This is a genomic window from Providencia sp. PROV268, from assembly GCF_028477805.1.
Classification (GTDB): domain Bacteria; phylum Pseudomonadota; class Gammaproteobacteria; order Enterobacterales; family Enterobacteriaceae; genus Providencia; species Providencia stuartii.
On record NZ_JAMPLW010000014.1, the window covers coordinates 1 to 14,009 of the forward strand.

The 14,009-nt window shown below is 40.6% G+C and carries 15 protein-coding genes, 1 tRNA gene and 1 pseudogene; 8 read left to right on the top strand and 9 right to left on the bottom strand.

Annotated elements, in window-relative coordinates:
- Positions 1 to 16: 16 nt before the first annotated feature.
- Positions 17 to 565 (bottom strand): tyrosine-type DNA invertase, encoded by a 549-nt coding sequence (locus PR699_RS11630; RefSeq protein ID WP_014657972.1) that lies wholly within the window; start codon positions 563 to 565, stop codon positions 17 to 19.
- A 714-nt stretch (positions 566 to 1,279) separates the two neighbouring features.
- The gene (locus PR699_RS11635) at positions 1,280 to 1,441 is read right to left on the bottom strand and encodes a hypothetical protein (RefSeq protein ID WP_154640039.1); all 162 of its coding nucleotides are present in this window, start codon (positions 1,439 to 1,441) and stop codon (positions 1,280 to 1,282) included.
- Positions 1,442 to 1,800: 359 nt separating this feature from the next.
- Here PR699_RS11635 and PR699_RS11640 point away from each other — a divergent pair, with 359 nt between their 5' ends.
- Positions 1,801 to 2,205: a hypothetical protein gene (locus tag PR699_RS11640; protein ID WP_014657971.1), complete on the top strand. Its 405-nt coding sequence runs from the start codon at positions 1,801 to 1,803 to the stop codon at positions 2,203 to 2,205.
- Here the strand turns inward: PR699_RS11640 and PR699_RS11645 are convergent.
- Together PR699_RS11645 and PR699_RS11650 are read right to left on the bottom strand one after the other, a co-directional pair.
- Positions 2,131 to 2,533 (bottom strand): annotated as a pseudogene (locus PR699_RS11645) (tyrosine-type recombinase/integrase); the annotation flags it as partial. The gene PR699_RS11640 and the pseudogene PR699_RS11645 overlap by 75 nt on opposite strands.
- A 197-nt stretch (positions 2,534 to 2,730) precedes the next feature.
- A tRNA-Ser gene (locus PR699_RS11650) sits at positions 2,731 to 2,815 on the bottom strand.
- A 182-nt stretch (positions 2,816 to 2,997) separates the two neighbouring features.
- Here PR699_RS11650 and PR699_RS11655 point away from each other — a divergent pair.
- On the top strand, positions 2,998 to 3,327 hold the full coding sequence (locus tag PR699_RS11655) for a TusE/DsrC/DsvC family sulfur relay protein (protein ID WP_004918228.1): 330 nt from the start codon (positions 2,998 to 3,000) through the stop codon (positions 3,325 to 3,327).
- Between the two features lie 12 nt (positions 3,328 to 3,339).
- Here PR699_RS11655 and PR699_RS11660 read toward each other — a convergent pair whose 3' ends face one another.
- Positions 3,340 to 3,621 (bottom strand): acylphosphatase, encoded by a 282-nt coding sequence (locus PR699_RS11660; RefSeq protein ID WP_223854711.1) that lies wholly within the window; start codon positions 3,619 to 3,621, stop codon positions 3,340 to 3,342.
- Between the two features lie 219 nt (positions 3,622 to 3,840).
- Between PR699_RS11660 and hspQ the strand changes: the two genes are divergently transcribed.
- Positions 3,841 to 4,161, top strand: a complete 321-nt coding sequence (gene hspQ, locus PR699_RS11665) for a heat shock protein HspQ (RefSeq protein WP_004918224.1) — start codon at positions 3,841 to 3,843, stop codon at positions 4,159 to 4,161.
- 70 nt (positions 4,162 to 4,231) lie between these two features.
- Here the strand turns inward: hspQ and PR699_RS11670 are convergent, their stop codons facing one another.
- Positions 4,232 to 4,645: a CoA-binding protein gene (locus tag PR699_RS11670; RefSeq protein ID WP_014657951.1), complete on the bottom strand. Its 414-nt coding sequence runs from the start codon at positions 4,643 to 4,645 to the stop codon at positions 4,232 to 4,234.
- Positions 4,646 to 4,906: 261 nt separating this feature from the next.
- Between PR699_RS11670 and PR699_RS11675 the strand changes: the two genes are divergently transcribed.
- Positions 4,907 to 5,365: a methylglyoxal synthase gene (locus PR699_RS11675; protein ID WP_014657950.1), complete on the top strand. Its 459-nt coding sequence runs from the start codon at positions 4,907 to 4,909 to the stop codon at positions 5,363 to 5,365.
- Between the two features lie 39 nt (positions 5,366 to 5,404).
- Here the strand turns inward: PR699_RS11675 and helD are convergent, their stop codons facing one another.
- On the bottom strand, positions 5,405 to 7,459 hold the full coding sequence (gene helD / locus PR699_RS11680) for a DNA helicase IV (protein ID WP_014657949.1): 2,055 nt from the start codon (positions 7,457 to 7,459) through the stop codon (positions 5,405 to 5,407).
- A 258-nt stretch (positions 7,460 to 7,717) separates the two neighbouring features.
- Between helD and yccS the strand changes: the two genes are divergently transcribed.
- Positions 7,718 to 9,904 (top strand): YccS family putative transporter, encoded by a 2,187-nt coding sequence (gene yccS / locus PR699_RS11685; RefSeq protein ID WP_014657948.1) that lies wholly within the window; start codon positions 7,718 to 7,720, stop codon positions 9,902 to 9,904.
- 83 nt (positions 9,905 to 9,987) lie between these two features.
- Here the strand turns inward: yccS and PR699_RS11690 are convergent, their stop codons facing one another.
- The gene (locus PR699_RS11690) at positions 9,988 to 10,590 is read right to left on the bottom strand and encodes a TfoX/Sxy family DNA transformation protein (RefSeq protein ID WP_225829639.1); all 603 of its coding nucleotides are present in this window, start codon (positions 10,588 to 10,590) and stop codon (positions 9,988 to 9,990) included.
- 232 nt (positions 10,591 to 10,822) lie between these two features.
- Between PR699_RS11690 and sulA the strand changes: the two genes are divergently transcribed.
- Positions 10,823 to 11,344, top strand: a complete 522-nt coding sequence (sulA, locus tag PR699_RS11695; protein WP_014657947.1) for an SOS-induced cell division inhibitor SulA — start codon at positions 10,823 to 10,825, stop codon at positions 11,342 to 11,344.
- A gap of 355 nt (positions 11,345 to 11,699) precedes the next feature.
- Positions 11,700 to 12,773, top strand: a complete 1,074-nt coding sequence (ompA, locus tag PR699_RS11700) for a porin OmpA (RefSeq protein ID WP_014657946.1) — start codon at positions 11,700 to 11,702, stop codon at positions 12,771 to 12,773.
- 216 nt (positions 12,774 to 12,989) lie between these two features.
- On the opposite strand, the gene matP is transcribed toward ompA, so the two are convergent.
- Positions 12,990 to 13,454, bottom strand: coding sequence for a macrodomain Ter protein MatP (gene matP, locus PR699_RS11705; RefSeq protein ID WP_004918208.1), 465 nt, complete (start codon positions 13,452 to 13,454; stop codon positions 12,990 to 12,992).
- Between the two features lie 162 nt (positions 13,455 to 13,616).
- On the opposite strand from matP, the gene PR699_RS11710 reads away from it, so the two are divergent.
- Positions 13,617 to 13,793: a GhoT/OrtT family toxin gene (locus PR699_RS11710; protein WP_014657945.1), complete on the top strand. Its 177-nt coding sequence runs from the start codon at positions 13,617 to 13,619 to the stop codon at positions 13,791 to 13,793.
- The last annotated feature ends 216 nt before the right edge of the window (positions 13,794 to 14,009 follow it).

Genomic DNA, 14,009 nt, shown 5'->3' on the forward strand with positions numbered 1-14,009 from the left:
TTTTAACGCCTTTATCTCACCATACTCCCCGAAATCTTGCTGGGTTACTTGCTGTGTATCTTACGGTATGTTGTATATTCGTGTGCCCCAAATAATCCTGAATTAAACGCGTATCGGCGCCTCTATCCGCTAATGCATAACCACATGCATGTCGTAACATGTGGGGATGAATACCTAGAGTTAGTTCAGCTAGCTCACCAAGTCGTGAAAAAAGTTGATAAAAGCGCTGACGAGTCATGGCAGTCCCTCTTTCAGATAAAAATAACCACTGACTTTCTTTCCCTTTCCATGTATTTCTAATTTTTAGCCAAGCTTTAATGAGAGGGATCTCTTCATCAATCAGTGGGTGATTAACTGAAAAACCATTCTTTAAACGATGTACATAAAGCTCATTACTTTCTAAGTTAAGATCAGATAATTTTAGCGATAGGGCTTCGCTTGCCCTTAGACCATGTATAAAGCACATATAAATTAAGCAAGAATTACGTTCGGGATGTCGCGACAAATGACAAGCAGCTAAAAGTCGAGATATTTCCTGTTGGGTTAAATACTTACGAGTGGACATGAACGTTTCCCCATTTAGTCAAAAAATTGGCAATTATATCTAAATCAATCGACCTGACATATTAATTTTTTTAGATAAATATAATTTTTTCAGCCCATATACAAAAATAAAAAACAACTTAAAACCCATATTTAGGGTAATAAAGGAGAGATTAACTAAATTTTATATTTAGTTAATTATTTTGGCACTATTGCAAAGTTTGATTTTTATAAAAAATGAATCGTTATAGCCACAATATATTGGATTTTTGATCATCTGAATGACAATCTATAGTAGAGAAATTAATCTCAGTAAAACTTTGCAACAGTGCCTATATAACTACCTTATTTACCGCATTCTGTTTGAATAGCCACCGACTTGATAGACACCTTTTAGTTAGACAAAATAGCGAAAAGAGAGGTGTTTATGAGCAGCAAACAATATCCAGAAAAATTGAAAATTGAAAATTGAAAATTGAAAATTGAAAATTGAAGCAAATCACGAAAAAAGGACATAGTGTAGCCCGCGCGGCTAACCGACTGAGCACAACAACGCATAGTCTTTACGCATGGATTAAAAAATATAGCCAGACTCTTCGCAATATCAAATTATATCTATTGAAAGTGATGACATTCTGCGACTTAAAAAAGAGTTACAAAGAGTCACTAAAAAGCAGGATACATTAAAAAAGCCGCGTTGTACTTTGCAAGTCAATCCGACTTAAATATGCCTTTATTAAAGCCAACCAACATGGTTATGAAAATCTGGACTACGCTTGTCACTCTCAGCCTGAATAGTCATTGTGGCCATAACTTTACCTGTAGCTGTTTTAACTTTCTCAGGGGATTTTATTACCGTTCCTGATGTGGTGATTCTGGTTGATTTCGCTTTTCTCATTTTTGATTTACTCACCTTCATACCATCATAGTAAATGCTGTATAACTTGCTTTAATTTGAAACCGAAGATGTACCTACTGCATACTCATAAAACACTAGTGATAACAAAGATATTAATCAATCCAATCTAATTTTGGTCAATGGCAAGCATTAGGTTTTATATAGCCCAATCAATAGTACTACCGTGGTTTATCACAGTACCATTTTGGTACGTTATTACTATGAGTCTTTTTGATATCAAAATAACCACACCGTGTTTGCTTATGGTTATTAGAAATTATTTTCCTATTAAAAGCCTTTTCTCAATTAATAGTATTTAGTAGGCTAAAATGAAAAACATGCTAGCTAGGGTAATATCTATGTCTCAAGATTTTAACGTTTACCTCTCTTCTAAATCACTCCCATCACCTTTCGAGTGGCAGGCGGAAATAGCCAAGGTTAATAAATCACTGATTATGGATACTGATTTTGACTTACTCACCTTTTCTGGTTTTCTTCCTTATCAATTAGATAACGAGATTACCGGCTTTGAATACGGCTCATGGTTTATGGATGATGATCATAAAAAAGAAATTAATATACCTACAGCTGATTTCTGTATTTTATTCTCAGTTGGTAACCGACCGCTTGAATTGATAGCAGCTGTAATATCCGCATACTGCCTTGTAAAGCTAACTGATGGAGTCCTGTCAGATCCCCAAGCAGGTATTCATATACCGCCATCTCAGATTGACTCTTGGATGAAGGCGATGTTGGCAAAGTAGCCCTAGCACTCTACGCCCATCAATATACTGAGCATGATTATACGTTCCACGAATAGAGTTTATTAACGTGTGCTAGCTGTGTCTCAATCCATGCAGTGTTATAACCTTGTTCATGTAGGATGGTGCTCATTGTGTGCCTGAAGCCGTGGCCTGTGGCTCGCCCACTATAGCCCATGCGCCTAATCATCGTATTCAGTGCCATATCTGGTATGTGCTTTCTATAATCAGTGCGACTAGGGAATATATATTGATAACTGCCACTGATGGGATGTGTCTGTTTCAGCAAATCAATCACCTGCTCTGATAGCGGCACAATATGAGGTCGGCGTGTAAGCACACTTGATTAGCATATCTGTTAGCTTCATAAATCACTAATATTGTAGAGGTAAATTCTATACAAAAACTATACAACAAATTGTAGAGATTTAGAAAGACGTTAGTAGACTTCGGTAGAGTGAGATTTCGCTGGAATACTTGATTTACTTGGGATTGGAAGACTTTAGAAGACGTTGCTAGAAGTGAAGATGGCGGAGGAGAGATTCGAACTCTCGGATGGTTTCCCATCGGCGGTTTTCAAGACCGCTGCCTTCAGCCGCTCGGCCACCCCTCCGCAATGACGTGCACTATAAACATCTGCGCTTTCGATGTAAACCCCCTATTTTATCAATTGCTATAAAAATAGGCACTTAATGTGTTAATGGGCTAAATTATCAACATTTCCAACAGGTCGCTTGGGTTATCGCCTATTTTTTGCTAAATTTGCACTCTATTTTTGTTTAGGTTGAAATCTGTATGTTGCTTTTTAACGGCCAAGAAATTGAGACTGACCCTCAGGGCTACCTTATCGATAGCCAACAATGGAGCGAAGATCTTATTCCTCTTCTCGCAGAGCAAGAAAATATCACTTTGACAGAAGAGCATCTTGAAATCATTCGCTTTGTTCGCGCATTCTACTTGGAATTTAATACATCTCCTGCCATCCGTATGCTCGTGAAAGCCGTTTCACAGCAATTTGGGGAAGATAAAGGAAATAGCCGCTACTTATATCGACTATTCCCTAAAGGCCCAGCAAAGCAAGCAACAAAACTTGCCGGCCTGCCAAAGCCCGTGAAATGTATTTAAATGGCTAGCCAATTAATAGCGGACCGAAAAATCCGCTATTTTTTCAGTGTGCCAATTTTCACTAAAATAGTGATCAATCTTTGCTCCCGGAGGGCCACCTGCATTGAGCCATTCTTCGACAAAACGGATATCTTGGTCTGAACCATAGATACCCAGTGCGACACTGCCATCTTCGCGATTATAGACATACCCTTTTATGCCATTTTGATTCGCCCAATGATACGTTTGGTAACGAAAACCAACTCCTTGTACGCGACCATAGATATAAAACAAACGTCCGGTTGATGTTGTCATTTTGGCCCCCATTATCAGTGCATTATTTACTAAAATACGATTTATTACAGTTGTCTTTTATTCATCGAACATATAATCTGGAATTGAGGCACTGCTTTTCAATGTTGCATATAAGACAGTGTATTGCGTTATGAGTAATTGTCCATACATTGGCTTGAAAACGCGGAACACTGCCCCAATATAAAGTTATAGCATAAGCAAGGCTTTTAGGAGGTGGCTATGATGATCACCAGTAAATATGGGATCGGGCAACAAGTTAGACATAAACTACTCGGCTACCTAGGCGTTGTGGTCGACGTCGATGCCGAATATTCGCTCGAACAACCACACGATGATGATATTGCTTCAAACAGCACATTACGTGATCTGCCTTGGTACCATGTTGTTATGGAAGATGACAACGGCGAAGCTATTCATACTTATTTGGCTGAAGCGCAAATTACTTATGAAACCGCTGATGACCATCCAGAGCAACCTTCCATGGACGAATTGGCAGAGTCTATTCGCTCACAATTACAGGCACCGCGCCTACGTAACTAGTTGTTTATAAAATTATTAACTTGTATCCAACAGTAAAGCAGCCCAACGCTGCTTTACTGTATTGTCATGCTTACTTTTCTAAACCTAATAAAGGGATTTCTTGTTTTGGGCATCTATCCATAACAAATTTCATGCCCGCAGCAAGTGCGATGTTTTTCGCATCTTCACTAATAACCCCCTTTTGTAGCCACAGTACTTTGGCTTTAATCGCAACGGCTTCCTGTGCGATCTCCACCGCGGCTTCAGCATTACGAAATACATCCACCATATCTATTGGTTGAGGAATATCCGCTAATTTTGCGTAGACTTTTTGCCCTAATAGCATTTGCCCTGCTAATTTAGGGCTGACAGGGATTACGGTATATCCTTGCTCTAATAAGTACTCCATCACTTCATAACTTGGACGATCTTTTTTATCACTTGCGCCAACTAAGGCGATCGTATTGACACTACGTAATATTTCAGCAATTTCTTGGTTAGTCATCAAAATAACTCCCTAAATCAGTAAACTATTAATCTACAATATGATATATGTTGTAGTGTGTGCTAACTCAATTTTTCTACTATGAGTACCACGTTGATGTTGCTGGCAAGATGAGAGAAAACATGGATTATGTTTTCAATTACCCCAGAAAGTTATGAGATAGTCTTTCTCTCATTATTGCGATAAAAACCAGCAGATCGCGACAAACACGTCATTATTAATATGCTTAGCGTGATACCACGCCACCTTTAAGGGAACATCATGGAATCAACTACTCGTACAATAAAAAACACTAAAAATATAGCACTCGTTGCCCATGACCACTGTAAATCTTCATTATTAGCTTGGGCAACAAAGAATAGCGAACAACTTAAATCCCACCAACTGTTTGGAACGGGTACCACAGCGAAACTGATTAGTCACCATACAGGGCTTCATGTTACTGGTATGCTTAGCGGCCCTATGGGCGGTGACCAACAAATAGGAGCGATGATCTCCGAACAAAAAATCGATGTTTTGATCTTTTTCTGGGACCCTCTGAATGCTGTTCCTCATGATCCAGACGTGAAAGCCTTATTACGTTTAGCGGCTGTTTGGAATATCCCTGTAGCCACTAATCCAGCAACAGCAGACTTTATTATTACGTCACCCTATTTTAATGGTGCAATTGATATAGTGATCCCTGATTACCAGCAGTACTTACAAGAACGCACAAAATAAGCCTTCAAGAGCCGGATAGTTTATCCGGCTCTTTGCTATTTAAGGTTTTTTCTGTCTAGGCACACCTAACTGTTTTAATTCACTAACGAACTCTGATGGTTCATCGGGGTTATACAGTAGCCATACTTGCTGTTTTGCACGCGTCATTGCCACATATAACAGCCGCCTCTCTTCTGCGTGCTCAAACTCCTCATGTTTAGGGAGTAACACTTGTTCCATAATAGATTCGCGTACCGCCGCTGGGAATCCATCCTTCCCACTGTTCAGCCCACAAATAATGACATGATCGGCTTGCTTCCCTTTAGAGGCATGAATGGTCATAAACTCAATCTTAAGCTTTGGCCAGCGTGTTTGCGCTTTACTTAAGATTTCTGGTCGCAGATAGTGATAACGTGCTAAACATAAAATAGTTTCATTTTCCGTGACATAACCACTCATCTTATCGAATAAACGCTCCAGTGCATTTTCATAAAGCAAAACGACTGACTTTTTATTGCCTTTAACGAGGCTATTAAGTGGTTTATTGAGCTGCGTCGGATTTTGCAATATAAAGCGATTCGCAATTTCACCAATGCGCTGATTAAACCGATAAGTGGTGTCTAATGCGCACAGCGCTCCTTCGCCAAAATTGTGTTCAAAAGAGGTTGTCAGATCAAGCTCTGCCCCGCTAAAACGATATATAGCCTGCCAATCATCACCAACAGCAAAAAGTGACGTTTGTTTATTCTGTTGACGCAATGCCTGTAGCAGTTTTGCTCTTAACGGCGAAATATCTTGAAATTCATCGACCAATATGTGTTTCCAAGGGCTAATAAAACGCCCTTTCTCTAATAAATTAACAGCTTGATGGATCAACCCAGAGAAATCGATAGCCCCTTCATCTTTTAGAGCACTTTTCCAAGCCTTTAATAAAGGTGACATGAGACGAAGGCGTTTTTGAAACAGATCTCTAAACTGCTCGTCGGCAGATTCGATCATCTCTTTCTGGCTACCGCCATGCATACGCATTAAACTTAACCAGCGCTCTAAGCGACTTACTATCTTTTTACTGATTTTTTCATCTTTCCAGAATTCACCTTCCGGCACATCCCACTGTAGCTCCTCAGTTAGCCACTCCCGCCAGCCTTTCGCTTGCGCTTTTTTCGTACTGCACTGTGTACGCCATTCATTCAATAACAATTCACCGCGTTTTTGAGAGTCAGTTTCGAATTCACTGATAGCAGGTGATTTATTGCTTCCTTCACGAATGATATAGAGCGCTAGCGCATGAAATGTTTTGGCTTCAATATCCTCCTGCTGCAAACGCTCTTGGATACGTTCATTCATTTCTTGCGCCGCTTTACGACCAAACGCTAATAATAAGATTTGCTCAGCCTTAGCGAGCTTTCTTAAAAGAAGCCAGCCGGCTCTCGCGACTAATACTGACGTTTTCCCACTCCCCGCCCCAGCAAGTACTAAAACGTTATCTTCTCCATTAATGACGGAGAGTGCTTGGCTTGAGTTTAACGGGGAGGTTTCAACATGTTGGAAAAAATCACTATAGCGTGACAGGATTGATTCACTCCATTGTTGGTTAACCTGTTGCCGACAACGTTCTCCATCATTGAGCCATTGCAAACAGTAGTGATAAGGGGCAGCACAGTTTTCAAATTGACTGACTCGCGCTAACGGCAGAGGAAGGGAGGAAAATTGCTCGCTGATCTTTTTACGAAAGGTGTTTAATTCACGCAAGCTAAACCAATTATCCTGCTGAGTTTGCTGCTGTATTCCTTTTGCGAGGGCGACAAGCACTTGAGCACTGACCTCACTCATTTCAATGCTCCATTGTTGCCATTTATCATTTAAATAGTGATAAAAGCGTTGCGTTTGCTTCCATTCGGTTCCATGCAAACGAACAACTTGCTCATCAGCTAGTTCAAACTCTAACTCCCCCCAAACAATTCCCCTTTTGCAATGAATATCAATTAATTGGTTAAAAGGGATAAGATATTGATGTTTTTCACCACTCACCTCAATGCCAGCATTTAATAAGCGAACCCGATTATAGGGATGCTGAGCCAGGCGCTGCCCAATCTGTGTTGATTTCAGTTCCATACATCCTGCACCTGAGTAGTTCAATCATGAAAATAATGGCTGCTTGATTCCAGACAGTTTTTTATTACTTACAAACACGCTATCCTATATAGACTCTAAATATTCGAGTTGTATCTAGGCGGCAGGTTAAACTGCTTGTTTATTCGTCGAAAAGACGCCCAAGGAGCCTATAAACCTTGAGCACTTCAACACGTAACAGCTAGGCAACTTAAAATATAACGAGTATAGACTACGAAATGTTCGCCTCTGAGGTACTTTGTGTTAACGCTGCTTACCAGTTATCGTCGTGTTTTATATAACAGTCATGCTCTATATTATATCCGAATCTTAATCGCCCTGACAGGGACGACACTGATCCCTTGGTTATTGGGGCAAGAGCCTAAAGTCACAATCCCTCTGACATTAGGTATGGTAGCGGCCGCCTTGACCGACCTAGATGATAGGTTGACTGGCCGATTAAAAAACCTAGCTATCACCCTACTTTGTTTTTTTATTGCCTCAGTTTCGATTGAGTTACTGTTCCCGCATCCCGTTCTGTTCTTTTTTGGGTTGGCACTCTCGACCTGTGGGTTTATTCTCTTAGGGGCGCTAGGTCAACGCTACGCCACTATTGCATTTGGTGCGTTATTGATAGCCATCTATACCATGCTTGGGGTGCCAATATTTGATACTTGGTACCAACAACCCGCCCTATTACTTATTGGGGCTATTTGGTATAACCTTCTTACGTTGATCGGCCACATTCTTTTCCCTGTTCGGCCTTTACAAGATGCGATCACTCAATGTTATCAACAGCTAGCCGCCTACCTCGATGCAAAGGCCAACTTATTCGACCCTGATCTTGAAGATGACTACCAACAGTCAGTCTATGATTTAGCCTTAGTCAATAGCACCTTAGTCAGTACGATGAATCAGGCTAAAATTGCGCTGCTCAGTCGGCTCAAAGGCGATAGAGGCCAGAAAGGAACACGTAATACCCTACAATATTATTTCGTTGCACAAGATATCCATGAACGGGCTAGCTCATCACACATACAATATCAGCAACTGAGTCGTACGCTACGCCATAGCGATATTCTCTTTCGTTTCCAACGACTACTTAGCATGCAAGCGCGGGCTTGCCAACAGGTAGCACAATCTGTTTTGTGGCGTAAGCAGTACCAACATAACCCGCGCTTTGAAGGTACTTTTGCTTACCTTGAAAACTCACTGCAACTGCTAAAACAACAGTCACCTGCAATTCATGAAATTAAGGCGCTGTATAATCTACTCAAAAATCTAAAAGGGATTGATGTCCAACTGAGAGGGCTTGGCCTCGAACAAGGTTCACGCCAACAGAATAATAAACAATTTGAACAACTTTCAGATGAGTCACCTTCAGGCATCAGTGATATCATCGCGCGCTTCAAGCACCATTTAACACCGCAATCCGCCCTGTTCCGCCATGCAGTTAGGATGTCTCTCTTATTATGTACAGGCTATCTCATCATCCAATTATTTGATTTAGAAAGAGGATATTGGATTTTATTGACTAGCTTGTTCGTTTGTCAGCCTAACTATAGCGCAACAAAACGGCGGCTCGCACTCCGTATTATTGGCACACTGATTGGGATCCTCGTTGGCTTGCCACTATTAAAATTTGTTCCTTCTATGGAAGGGCAGCTCACCTTAATTGTTATCTCTGGGTTACTGTTTTTTGTTTTCCGCAGTAGCCAATATGCGCAAGCGACACTATTTATTACTCTGCTCGTTCTATTTTGTTTCAACCTGCTAGGGGAAGGATTTGAAGTTGCTCTCCCTCGGGTCATTGATACGCTAGTTGGTTGTTTTATAGCCTTCCTTGCTGTTAGCTTTATATGGCCTGATTGGAAATTCCGCCAGTTACCGCAGGTTGTGCAAAAAACCATGAACAGTAACTGCCGCTATTTAGATGCGATTTTACAGCAATATTACCAAGGTAAAGATAACAGTCTGGAATACCGTGTTGCACGCCGCGATGCCCACAATAATGATGCTGAGTTTGCTTCTATCGTTTCCAATATGGCATCCGATCCTAAATCGTATAAAGTCACTCAAGAGCAAGCCTTTAGGCTCCTCTGCCTCAACCACACCTTACTGAGTTATATTTCAGCATTGGGTGCGCACCGAGAGCAAATGCAAAATGAGGAAAACCTGATTATTTTGAGTGATGCTATCTGTTATGTAGAAACATCATTACAAGTCATGAGCCTAGATACCTTAATGGATGAGAAATCAGAACGTCTACGAGAGAGTATCACTCATCGCATAGATAGCATATCGACCAGCGATGATGAAAAGACGGTTCTTATTATGGAACAAACAAGGCTGCTGCTTGAACTGATCCCTGAAATAAAATCCATGATCAAACAAATTAATATTCCCGTTACTTCGCCTCTTGCAAATGGCCATCATTCAGCCATATAGCGGATAAATCAAACTGATGAGCGGGTGTCAAAATACAGCGTTAATCGTTACACCCGCTTGTGCGACCTTTAGCCTAATACGGTTCAACCAACGCTGTTGTACCAATTAATCAACTCTTGTTTAATTTGTGTCGGCAGCACAGCACTGTGATAACCTTCGATTGCACCAGCCAACCCAATTAATAATTTGATACTAGGGGAAAAACGACCAAGCTGTTTTAACTTCAAAAAACACGCTTTCGCGCCTATTTCACGTAAATCGTCGGCTTTATGAATACCTATTTTCCCTAATGCCCTTTCAACCGACATATTCATATTAGGTAAATCTTTTATCCGAGTGACGGCAGACTGCTTTTGCTGCCGCTCTTCAATAGCTGAACGATAGGCTAAATCAATGCAGTGCAATAAAAGCGCTTCATTCTCCCAAATCTGCTGAGGTAACTGATAATAGCGCAGCTCTAGTGGGATCCCTTTTTTACTGAAAACTAACCGTTCAAGTTCAATTGATTCAAAGTAGCTCCTTGCAAAAAGGCAGCCACGTAAATATAAGAGCCCATCAAGCGCTAAGCCAACAATAACGTTATCAACAATCAAACAATAGCCGCCAAAATAGTTTTTCTTTTTAAATTCACCAAAACCTTTTAACAGCTGATCTAATCGAGAATCATTTTTTTCCGTTAAAGACATACACCCAAACTCCTTATGAGCATTCATCTACTTCCATCCTTGTGTGTGAAACTATAAATACCTTAATTTTACAAACAATTAGCAGAAGTACATTCTGAGAGGATCCGCTAAAAACTCCAAGAATATTGCAGATAAAAACAACAAAGTTGCGAAGCGCTTTGAAAAAATAGTCTTGATATTGGATAAATATACAGTTACTGTATATGCATACAGTTTGATTGCGAGGTGAACTATGGCTATTTATTCTTGGAACAAGGCAACTGAACATTCTGTTAACCACAGCACACAAGCAATGCCTTCAACACCGCCTATTGATGGCTCGATGCAACAAGGCATGGTGAGTGAGCTGGTTTACGATGAAAAACATCCTATTATGGATTACATTCTACTGCCGATGTTGCGTCAGTTCGGGGCGCAATCTCGTTGGCTGCTTTGGCTAAGCCCCAATAAAAAGTTAAGTCGTCACTGGTTAATGCAATCAGGCTTGCCTATTAACAAAATTATGCAACTCAGCAATATGGCGTCGATAACGACGATAGATGCGATGGAAAAGGCATTAAGAAGTGGTAATTATAGTGTTGTTTTAGGTTGGCTACCGGAATTAAATAAACAGGACTTTGCTCGCTTACAAACAGCAGCACAAGAAGGACATTCTATCGGCTTTATTATGCGCCCTCAAAAAACACATAATATCGCAAGTATCCATTCTGGACAGCAAAATAACCTAAAAATTCACTCTAACTATTATCACTAGCCAAGATTAAGAATATTCTTAGTAAATTTGACATTCGGATATCTCAGACTCAGAAAATACCGAAAAAATAATTGAGATCAATGTGATAGATAATAATCAACTCAAAATAGGATTACGTTTATCTCTCTGATTTATCCGCTAAAAAATGTTTTTTTACCATGATTTTTGCTTGCTCTACTTGTATCTTTTTTAGTTCGTTGTAGACTTTAGCTTGTTAAGGTTATGGCATTATTTTTTACTTTTTATAAATTTTTGTAGATAATGTCAGCGAAACCTAGCAAGTATTTTAAACCAATGGCGAATAATAAGGCTCTTTGAAGCCATGCCTATATTGGATGATAACGAGGCGTAAAAAATGAAAAAGACAGCTATCGCAGTAGCAGTGGCAGTAGCAGCTTTCGCAACTGTTGCGCAGGCAGCTCCAAAAGACAACACTTGGTATACCGGTGCTAAACTGGGTTGGTCTCACTATGAAGATACCAGCTTCACTCCAGTTGATCGTGAAAACACTGTAGGTAAAAGTACTGACCGTGATACTTTCGGTGCTGGTGCATACGCAGGTTACCAATACAACCAGTACATGGGCTTCGAGCTTGGTTATGACTGGTTTGGTAAAATGAAATACAAAGGTGCTGGTAACAACGGCGACCTGAAATCAATGGGTGTTTCTCTGACTACCAAACTGAGCTATCCAGTAATGGACGACTTAGACGTTTACACTCGTTTAGGTGGTATGGTATGGCGTACTGATGTTAAAGCACACCAAACAGGTGAAGAGCGTTACAAAGAAAACGATACTGGTGTTTCTCCTGTATACGCACTGGGTGTTGAATATGCAATCACTCCAAACTGGGCAACTCGTTTAGATTACCAATGGGTTAGCAACATCGGTGATAACGACAACCTGGGCGTACGTCCTGACAACGGCATGCTGAGCGTTGGTCTGGCATACCGCTTCAACCAAGAAGCAGCACCAGTTGTTGAGCCAGCTCCAGTTGTTGAGCCAGCGCCAGTTGTTGAGAACAAGCGTTTCACTCTGCGTTCAGACGTTCTGTTCAACTTCAACAAAGCAACTCTGAAACCAGAAGGTCAGCAAGCACTGAACGAACTGTATAACGAACTGAGCAGCATCGACCCAACTCAAGGTCGCGTACTGGTAGTTGGTTTCACAGACCGTATCGGTTCACAAAACTACAACCTGCCACTGTCACAAAAACGTGCTCAGTCAGTTGTTGATTACTTAGTTGCTAAAGGCGTTCCAGCAAGCGCAATCGCTGCTGAAGGTCGTGGTAAAGAAGATCCAGTAACTGGTAACAAATGTGACAACGTTAAAGGCCGTGCAGCTCTGATCGAGTGTCTGGCTCCAGACCGTCGCGTTGAAATCGAAATTCAAGGTACAACTGAAGTTGTCACTCAACCAGGTGCTTAATTCTTAGCCCCTCGTTCGAATTTCGAACTGAATACAAAAAACCCCATTTCGATGGGGTTTTTTTTATGCTAAAAATCATCAGCTCACTAAACACAATCTGTCATTGTTACGATTAAATCAATCGTGGTCGAAAAAATAATGGCGGGTTACAAAGCATTTCGTTGGGAATAAAACGATCGTGGTTGATCAACGGGCAACTTGAGATAATCGTCTCCCCTATTTCTTGGTACTTGAATTCCCTAGAATCGCCTGTAGGTCTTGCTTTAACGAACTCATTTGGCTCTCATACTTATCTTTATGCTCAGCATCTTCGATCAACTGAATGATCGTCTCTGATAATGTTTTATTGCGTTTCACTGCAAGGTTAGATAAACGCTGCCAAACAGAAAAGTTAAGGTCGATAGATTTTTTTCTGGTATGGGGATGCTCAGCATTGAAATGACGTTTACGTCTTGCTCGAATGCTTTGCTTCATACGGTTATCCAATTGTGGATTCATATGCAAAGCGATCCATTTTAAAACCTCTGTGGGCTGGTTTTCCATTTTGAGCAATAGCGCGATAGCCTCACTTTCGGCACTTCTTTCGATATACCGAGTAATTGGCTCACCACTTCGGGACTTCTTCACCAGATATTCCCATTTCCAGCCACATTCTAAATTTTCAAGCTGCTGATATTTCATATTTTTTCCTGACGAAGATCGAACCTGACCTATATTAGCAATTTTAGATGAAGATACGCAATTTAAGCACCACCGTCGACCTATTATTGACAAAGAAGATAACAACTAGGCACAAAATAGTGTACAATCATCGCTCATCTATTAACAATTTAATGAACAAGCATGTCCACATTTGAATGCATACTTCTCGTATATGGGATAGGCGGGGTGTGCTCAGCGCTTATAACACTACTCCTGACTAAAGACCCTAATATCTTTATGAGATTGCTCAGTGCGCTCTTAATTGGCTTAACATGGCCAATGTCTTTGCCTGTTGTGCTATTATTTTCTTTATTCTAACTGATTATACGACAATTATTGCTGCAAGATTGGCGCTCAAACGCTAATATAGCAAACTTGCCCTATGGGTAATAAATTGGCCTGAAAACAACATATACTCTAAATAGTTTGCAGTACAGCGAATTGCTCAAAAAATGAGCCGCCGCTAATGTACTAAAGTCTGTGAGTCGTACATATGTATGTCGTCAATAACGGGGCAGCCTACAATAAAAAGAG